Source organism: Flavobacterium sp. (assembly GCF_044371705.1).
Taxonomy (GTDB): Bacteria; Bacteroidota; Bacteroidia; order Flavobacteriales; family Flavobacteriaceae; genus Flavobacterium.
This window is the reverse complement of sequence record NZ_JBILTE010000151.1, coordinates 1-6,189: the sequence shown is the minus strand read 5'-3', so window position 1 is coordinate 6,189 and position 6,189 is coordinate 1. Positions and strand designations below refer to the sequence as shown.

6 protein-coding genes are annotated in these 6,189 nt (G+C 35.2%); 2 read left to right on the top strand and 4 right to left on the bottom strand.

Translation table 11 applies throughout. From position 1 onward, the window contains the following. Nucleotides 1-264 precede the first annotated feature (264 nt). From gldD to mutY, 4 genes are all read right to left on the bottom strand, one after another. Complete coding sequence (gene gldD, locus ACIQ2S_RS10190; protein WP_396175609.1) at nt 265-825, bottom strand: gliding motility lipoprotein GldD; 561 nt, start codon at nt 823-825, stop codon at nt 265-267. After that, nucleotides 818-2,113, bottom strand: a complete 1,296-nt coding sequence (locus ACIQ2S_RS10185; protein WP_396175607.1) for a gliding motility-associated protein GldE — start codon at nt 2,111-2,113, stop codon at nt 818-820. Before ACIQ2S_RS10185 ends, gldD begins: the two co-directional genes overlap by 8 nt. A gap of 62 nt (nt 2,114-2,175) precedes the next feature. Continuing rightward, nucleotides 2,176-2,589, bottom strand: a complete 414-nt coding sequence (locus ACIQ2S_RS10180) for a single-stranded DNA-binding protein (RefSeq protein WP_396175605.1) — start codon at nt 2,587-2,589, stop codon at nt 2,176-2,178. Nucleotides 2,590-2,639: 50 nt separating this feature from the next. Next, entirely contained in the window at nt 2,640-3,677 is a 1,038-nt protein-coding gene (gene mutY, locus ACIQ2S_RS10175; RefSeq protein ID WP_396175603.1) for an A/G-specific adenine glycosylase, read from the bottom strand. A 116-nt stretch (nt 3,678-3,793) separates the two neighbouring features. Here mutY and ACIQ2S_RS10170 point away from each other — a divergent pair, with 116 nt between their 5' ends. Further along, nucleotides 3,794-4,105: an HU family DNA-binding protein gene (locus ACIQ2S_RS10170; protein WP_396175611.1), complete on the top strand. Its 312-nt coding sequence runs from the start codon at nt 3,794-3,796 to the stop codon at nt 4,103-4,105. A gap of 332 nt (nt 4,106-4,437) precedes the next feature. After that, nucleotides 4,438-5,982: an Rne/Rng family ribonuclease gene (locus tag ACIQ2S_RS10165; RefSeq protein ID WP_396175601.1), complete on the top strand. Its 1,545-nt coding sequence runs from the start codon at nt 4,438-4,440 to the stop codon at nt 5,980-5,982. Nucleotides 5,983-6,189: the final 207 nt, after the last annotated feature.

Here is a 6,189-nt window from a genome sequence, read left to right as displayed (position 1 = left end):
TTGGTATAATATTCTGCAAAAGTCTATCAATTATTTCAATGCAATGTTAAGATTGTGTTATCAAATTTAGCAAAATTATTTTAGAAGAAATGGATTTAGTTGCGATTCTGAAAAATGCCGAAAAGTATTTTAAAATTTATAAAATAGTGCATACAAGCATGTAATTCATCCTTTGCTTTTGCTTCAAACCAGCATGAAATAAATGCAATTGATTAAAACCCTTTCGCCAATAAAGCATAATTTAATAATGAATTTAAAAACAACCTACCTCCAACGCAACGTTTCCATCAACGTTTGCATATCGTCTTTGATATAACTTGCAGCAGGCATGATGGAATCGAAATTAGGTTTTGCATAGAAATACACCGAACCGGTTACAAAGTGATTGATGCTGTCGGTTACATAAAACTGGGTGTTGGTAGCGGCGTTTCCTCCCACTTGATAAAACATGCCATAGACTTTGTCTTTGGCGTTTACAAAAGGTAGTTCTACAATGTCATCGGCTTTAATTACGTGTTCGTAGGTGAGTTTTTGAGCATCACGTAATAAGTTATCAATATTATTAGTCACCGGTTTATATGTGAGATAAATAGTGGCTTTCATTTTTGGATAATCAATCGTAATTCCGCAATCCGGTTTGACCTTTACGTTCGTGTTTCCATTAAAATCAAAGGTAAACGGACACGGACTTTCAAAACCCATGTAACTGGCTTGGGTGTAATCTAAACGGAGATGTGCTTTGGGTTTGGGCAAAGGATCCTGTTTACAACCAATAGCTGTTACCAATAAAAAAAGAAATCCGACAAGGGTGATATTTTTAAGCATCAAGCGTTACTTTTATTTGTTTTATTCGTTTTTGATCGACTGTTTCAATGGTAAACAGCACTTTGTTAAAAGGAATCTTTTGTCCCTTTTTTGGAAAACTACCCATGAGCTCCAAAATAAATCCGGCCAAGGTTTCGGCTTCACCTTTTTTAGATTCAAACAATTCTTCGTGAACATCAATAATTCGATAGAAATCTTTGAGGTTTATTTTTCCTTCAAACAGATAATTCAACGCGTCTATCTGCGAATAATTAATATTTTCATCATCAAATTCGTCACTGATATCACCCACAATTTCTTCAATAATATCTTCCAATGTTACAACGCCGGATGTGCCTCCGTATTCGTCAACAACAACTGCTAAGTGACTTTTCATCCCCTGAAAATCCTTTAATAAATCGTCTAACTTCTTATTTTCAGGCACAAAAAACGGTTCGCGTAGCAGGTTTTTCCAATCAAAATCTTTTTTATGTAAATGCGGTAATAAATCTTTGACATACAAAACGCCTTCAATCTGGTCAATATTGTCTCGATACACCGGAATTCTTGAATAGCCTTTGTCTAATATCTTGGGAAGTATTTCCTGAAAGGTTTCATCATCTTCTATAGCAAACACATCAATACGCGGACTCATTACTTGGCTGGCATCTGTTTTTCCAAAAGAAACAATACCTTCCAGAATTTTTTGTTCTTCGTCGGATGTTTCTTCTGAGGACGTTAATTCTAAGGCTTGCGAAAGTTGACTCACCGATAAATTTGACTTTTTCTTCCCCAATTTATTTTCCAAATAAATAGTAATGGCACGCATCGGTAAATTAATGGGCGACAATAGTTTGTTTAAAATGAAAACCGATTGAGCCGCAAACAACGAAAACTTGATATTATTTCTACTGGCGTATACTTTTGGCAAAACTTCGCCGAAAAGCAAAATAGTAAAGGTTACCACACCGACTTCAATAATCCATTGCAACAATTCTGTTTTGATGCCACCAAAAAGTTGGTCTTTTAAAAAAGCAAAAACTATTACAATGGCGACATTGATAAAATTATTGACAATTAAAATCGTGGCTAATAATTGTTTCGGACGATTTAATAGTATTGAAATAATATCCCCTTTCTTAGGATTTTTTTCAGAAGCATCAGTAATGTCCTTTTGGGAAAGCGAAAAAAGAGCTACTTCTGCACCCGAAATAAAAGCAGAGCAAGCCAAAAGGACCAAAATCCCGGTTAGACCAAAGAGCAAGCTTGTATCAATAGTTTCCAGAAAACTCGGGGGTTCTGAGTCCAAATTTGAGGTTATTAGTTAAACAATTATAAGCTGAAAAGTTTGTATATCTCTTTTCAACTTACTTATTCGTGGTCAAAATTACTGTTTTTTGACTGATCTTGAAAGCCTTCCATGTTTGGTTTGTTTAATTCAGTGTCCTTTTTAGTTGTTAGAAACGTAAATTCGGTCACTTGAATTTCGGTGGTGTATTTGGTTACTCCATCTTCTCCTTGCCATTGTCTGGATTTGATTCTTCCTTCTACATATATTTTATCTCCTTTTGACAAATATTTTTCACAAATTTCGGCGGCTTTGTTTCGCACCACCAAATTGTGCCATTCTGTAGAGGTGATTTTTTCGTTGGTTGTCTTATTTATATAAATTTCATTGGTTGCCAAGGGAAATCTTCCAATGCAATTGCCGCCGTCAAAGTAATGCATTTTCACATCGTCTCCTAAATGCCCTATTAGCATTACCTTATTTAATGTACCGTTCATTGTTTTGTTTGTTAGTTGGATAAAATCAAAGTTACGAATTTTGGTAAAGATTATAAATTCTTTTCGATAAAATTAAAAAGAACGATGGGAAAAGGCAATTTTTTTGCCTCTTCGGGATGTATTCCGTTTTCTAGAATTCCCGAAACCGAAACATTCCAAAAGCGAATGATCAAATTTTGATGAGACAATTTGTGTGTGATACTTTTCTCTTCAAAAGGGATGATTTCTTCAATCGGATTCTGAAAGTAGAGGTTTTGAAATTCATCTGAGTAAAAATGGCCCACTTGAATTTCTTCATCCGTTTCCAGCAATGGAAATTCATATAAATTATGCCAAATGCCTTTGGAGGCTCTTTTTTGAATCAATACAAAACCCTTCTCATCTTTAACAACAAGATAGTTTAAGTAACGGGTAGAGACTTTTGTTTTCTTTAATTTTAGAGGTAAAAGTGTTACTTTCTTTTTTTGAAGAGCGACACAGCTATCATTAAAAATACATGTTTCACAGTTCGGATTTGCAGGCACACATTGAAGCGAACCAAATTCCATCATTGCTTGGTTGAAAAGTGCCGGTTGCTTTACATCCATTACTTCCTGAGCCAGTTGGTTGAATTCCTTCTTTGCGGCATGCGAAGAAATATCAGTTTCCACGCCAAAATAACGAGCCAATACCCGGAACACATTGCCGTCGACCACCGGAACTGCTTCATCAAAACTAAAAGATGCAATGGCGGCCGCGGTATATGGACCGATGCCTTTCAACTTCAACAATTCATTATAGGTAGTTGGAAACGAACCTTTATAATTTGATACAATTATTTGAGCCGTTTGGTGTAAGTTTCTTGCACGAGAATAATAACCAAGTCCTTGCCACAATTTGAGCACTTGTTCTTCGGAAGCATTTGCTAAATCGAATACAGTAGGAAAGGCACTAATAAAAGCCTCAAAATAGGGCAAACCTTGAGCAACGCGTGTTTGCTGAAGAATGATTTCCGAGAGCCAAATGTCATAGGGATTACGCGTATTTCGCCATGGCAAATCGCGTTTATTTTGTAAATACCAATAAATTAAGCGTTTAGAAAAAATCATAATTTTAAATAGGTTAACAAAAGTATACCTTTATGTAATTAAATTTTAATCAATTATGCTTGAATTATTGTTTTTTTAATTTGTATATTTGCACTCTCAAAATTTTACACATAAATATTAAAAATAGAACTAAAATGACGAAAGCAGATATCGTAGCAAAGATCTCAGAAAAATTAGGACTTGAAAAAGGTGATGTTCAGGCAACTGTTGAATCTTTTATGGAGGAAGTTAAAAATTCTTTAGAATCAGGAGACAATGTTTATTTAAGAGGTTTCGGAAGCTTTATAATTAAAACTAGAGCGGAAAAAACAGGAAGAAACATTTCCAAAAACACAACAATCAAAATTCCAGCTCACAACATTCCGGCATTCAAACCTGCAAAAGTATTTACTGAAGGTGTGAAAGCTAAAACGGAAGTGGCAGTATAACCTAATTTATTAATAAACAAACACTCACACTATGCCAAGTGGTAAAAAAAGAAAGAGACATAAGGTAGCGACGCACAAACGTAAAAAAAGAGCGAGAGCTAACCGTCACAAAAAGAAAAAGTAGTTCTAAACTACTTTTTTCTTTTACAATAAGTTCTTTGAAATGAAACAGTCATCAACAATAACTGTTTCGCCGGGTACAAACTACCTGTTTAAAATATTGTTTAATCCATCCTAACAATTCAGTTGCGAGTTGAAAAGTTGCGGGTTACAAGTTAGAAAACTTGAAACTTAAAGCTCAAAACCAAAAAGTTTGGATAAAAATTTACACCGTGAATAAAGAATTGATCATTAGGTCTGGTTCTGAAGCTGTAGATTTTGCCTTATTAAAAGATGGAAAACTAGTAGAATTACACAAAGAAGAGGAGCAAAAAAGCGGCTTTCAGGTGGGCGATATTTTTATTGCCAAAATCAGAAAACCGGTTCCGGGACTTAATGCTGCTTTTGTAAATCTGGGCTTTGAAAAAGATGCCTTTTTACATTACCACGATTTAGGACCCAACTTATCTTCGATGTTGAAATTTACTAAACTTGTAAGCACAGGTAAACTAAAAGATTTCTCCCTAAAAAACTTTCAGTTTGACAAAGAAATTGACAAAGACGGAACCATCACCGATGTGTTGAGTGCCAACCAGTCAGTTTTAGTACAAATCGTAAAAGAACCCATATCAACCAAAGGACCAAGAATCAGCTCTGAGCTGTCGCTTGCCGGACGTTATATTGTTCTGGTCCCTTTTTCTGATCGCGTTTCGGTTTCACAAAAAATCGAATCAAAGCAAGAAAAAGACCGACTAAAAAAATTAGTACTTTCTATCAAACCAAAAGGATTCGGTGTTATTGTTCGTACAGTAGCAGAAGGCAAAAAAATAGCCGAACTAGACAGAGACATGCAGAATTTACTCAGTAAATGGACTGCCATGTGTAAAAAATTACCAACAGCTCCTCATCCGTCAAAAATTTTAAGTGAAATGAATCGTGCCTCTTCTATTTTAAGAGACATTTTTAATGATTCTTTTACCGGAATTCATATAGACGATGAAGAATTGTTTGAGCAAACTAAGGAGTCGTTAGAAGAAATTGCTCCTGAAAAAGTATCAATTGTAAAGCTTTATCAATCAAGAGAAGTGCCTATTTTTGAGAAATACAATATCGAAAGACAAATAAAAACGTCTTTTGGAAAAACTGTTTCGATGAGTAAAGGGGCCTATTTGATTATTGAACACACGGAAGCTCTTCACGTTATTGATGTGAATAGTGGAAATAGATCCAATAAAGCTCAAAACCAAGAAGATACAGCCCTTGAAGTCAACATGATTGCAGCAGCGGAAGTTGCCCGACAATTGCGATTGAGAGATATGGGTGGTATCATTGTAATCGATTTTATCGATATGCAAAATCCGGATAACCGTAGGGTTCTCTTTGATTTCTTGCGTGAAGAGATGAGTGATGATAAGGCCAAGCACAAAATATTACCGCCAAGCAAATTTGGATTAATCCAAATTACAAGGCAACGGGTTCGCCCGGAAGTCAACATTAAAACCAGAGAAGAAGACCCGAATAACGGGAACGGAGAAATAGATGCTCCGATTCAGGTCATCGATAAAATTTCTTTGGATGTTGAACGATTAAAAAACCACAAAAAATTGGTGCTTAATGCCCATCCGTTTGTGGCCGCATACCTTACCAAAGGTTTTCCATCATTACGTTCAAAGTGGTTTTTTGAACATAAAAAATGGGTGAAAATTATACCTCGTGATGCTTACACGTTTTTACAATACCAATTTTATGACAAAGAGGGTAATGTAATAAAAGAATAAAAAGGAACGTCTGCCAATTGGTGGACGTTTTTTTTTGGGGTTTTGCCACGGATTTGTTTATTGGTTTTTGCCACGAATTACACTAATTTGCACTAATTTAAAAACCAAACTTCTGATGAAATTCTATTTAATAATTTCATTTACTTTTTTGTTTACAATCACTAACAAAAGTATTGCTCAATCAGGCTGTACGGATGTTTTGGCGAA

What these genes read in the sequence shown, in the direction of transcription:
- gldD (WP_396175609.1), bottom strand. Translation starts at nt 825, where the DNA reads ATGCTTAAAAATATCACCCTTGTCGGATTTCTTTTTTTATTGGTAACA.
- ACIQ2S_RS10180 (WP_396175605.1), bottom strand. Translation starts at nt 2,589, where the DNA reads ATGAACGGTACATTAAATAAGGTAATGCTAATAGGGCATTTAGGAGAC.
- mutY (WP_396175603.1), bottom strand. Translation starts at nt 3,677, where the DNA reads ATGATTTTTTCTAAACGCTTAATTTATTGGTATTTACAAAATAAACGC.